The sequence below is a fragment of the Mycobacterium sp. 1165178.9 genome (genome assembly GCF_001673555.1).
Taxonomy (GTDB): Bacteria; Actinomycetota; Actinomycetes; order Mycobacteriales; family Mycobacteriaceae; genus Mycobacterium.
In genome coordinates this window covers 1-1,325 of sequence record NZ_LZMB01000116.1, presented here as the reverse complement: position 1 = coordinate 1,325, position 1,325 = coordinate 1, and the positions used below count along the sequence as shown (strand labels likewise).

General features: G+C 62.5%; 2 protein-coding genes and 1 tRNA gene. 2 read left to right on the top strand and 1 reads right to left on the bottom strand.

Annotation, left to right across the window (positions count from 1 at the left end; genetic code table 11):
* Window positions 1–175 precede the first annotated feature (175 nt).
* Both A5652_RS05770 and A5652_RS28920 read left to right on the top strand, forming a co-directional pair.
* Window positions 176–252: transfer RNA gene (locus tag A5652_RS05770), tRNA-Pro, on the top strand.
* A 341-nt stretch (window positions 253–593) separates the two neighbouring features.
* On the top strand, window positions 594–725 hold the full coding sequence (locus A5652_RS28920) for a hypothetical protein (RefSeq protein ID WP_255361808.1): 132 nt from the start codon (window positions 594–596) through the stop codon (window positions 723–725).
* Between the two features lie 420 nt (window positions 726–1,145).
* On the opposite strand, the gene A5652_RS28915 is transcribed toward A5652_RS28920, so the two are convergent.
* Entirely contained in the window at window positions 1,146–1,274 is a 129-nt protein-coding gene (locus tag A5652_RS28915) for a hypothetical protein (RefSeq protein ID WP_255361799.1), read from the bottom strand.
* Window positions 1,275–1,325: the final 51 nt, after the last annotated feature.

The following is a 1,325-nucleotide window of genomic DNA, read 5'->3' as shown; positions in this document are numbered from 1 at the left end:
GAGTGTCAGCGGCATAGCGCTGGTGCTAGCGCGTTTGGGATTCATGGTCGCCTGCCACCCCGGAGCGGGAAGACGCGATGCGACAGGCGGGTCACCGTGCAGTGGAGGTCGCTTGGCGGACCGGGCGACCATTTACGGTAGGCTTTCGACCTGCTGCCGGTTAAGCATCGGCGCACGGGCTGTGGCGCAGTTTGGTAGCGCACTTGACTGGGGGTCAAGTGGTCGCAGGTTCAAATCCTGTCAGCCCGACCAAAGAAGCCGCAGTCACTCGCGTCTTCTTTATCACTCGCTCAAGATGGCGCGATATGCAGCGCAACGTAGGGCTTACCTCCGTACTCCCGAGGGTCTGCGCGATCTCTGCCCTCTGGTCACGGCTTTGCCCTCGAGCATCCGAACGCAGAAACCGGACACTACTGGCTATCCAGCAAGCGAACCGGACTATCACAGTGCGAAGGCGATCAGAAGTGGAGTCGTCGAGAGTCTTAAGAAAGTCACCGCAAAGTGTGACACTGAGCAGATTGCGAGAAGGTCCGGCAACGGAGGTGCAGCACAGTCCAACGGGGGAAGCGTTTCGGGGGGCAAGGAGACCCGAAATGAAGAAGACGAAGAGCAGCAAGAAGATGCTGACAGCCGCCGTTGTAGTGGCCGCAGTGCTGACCGGAGGCGTCACGCTGGGGTCATCTGGTGCCATAACGATCGACCTCGGGGCAATCAGAGTGGAATAGTCCGCGGCGTCGGGGTGGTCGCTGCCTTCCGTGTGGCCGGCGACCACGTGTTCCGGTCAATACGGGTCGCGTTGGCACGGGCGGAGGCCCGCTGCGGCGTGCAATGCCGCCGAGCGCGACTACCGGCGGAGTGGCTACCGGCACCAGCATGGCTTCCGGCGACCCGCCAGCAATAAGTGAGTGTGATTGACCCTCAGCCAGTTTCGTCACCTGACGGTTGTATGGTCGCGGCCCCAGCGCTGGCCGAACGTCCAGGCCTGACCGCGCGATCGCCCGGGATGGCGGCCATCCTCGACTCTCTCGACACGTGGCAGTCCAGTTCGCAGCCGCGTGTCAACTCGTCGCGATTCCGGGCGCGCTAGTGAAGCGGATGCACCGCCGCGGGAAGCGGACGATCGCTAAGTCAACGAACCAGCGGAGCTAATTCGCGTAGACGGGAGCGTGGGGAATGTCAATCGTTATGCAGCCCGACGACCCCAGCGTGACGCCGGCCAGCACTGCGGCCGCAGCAACAGCTTTCAGAATCTTCTTGGCGCTCTTTGTCCTCATCGGTCACACCCTTCTGCTGGTGAGATGACCGCGGCAGGTTAGCTACCGTCG

Bases quoted from the DNA above. Each gene is read 5' to 3' on its own strand.
- A5652_RS28920 (WP_255361808.1), top strand. From the start codon at position 594: ATGAAGAAGACGAAGAGCAGCAAGAAGATGCTGACAGCCGCCGTTGTA.
- A5652_RS28915 (WP_255361799.1), bottom strand. From the start codon at position 1,274: ATGAGGACAAAGAGCGCCAAGAAGATTCTGAAAGCTGTTGCTGCGGCC.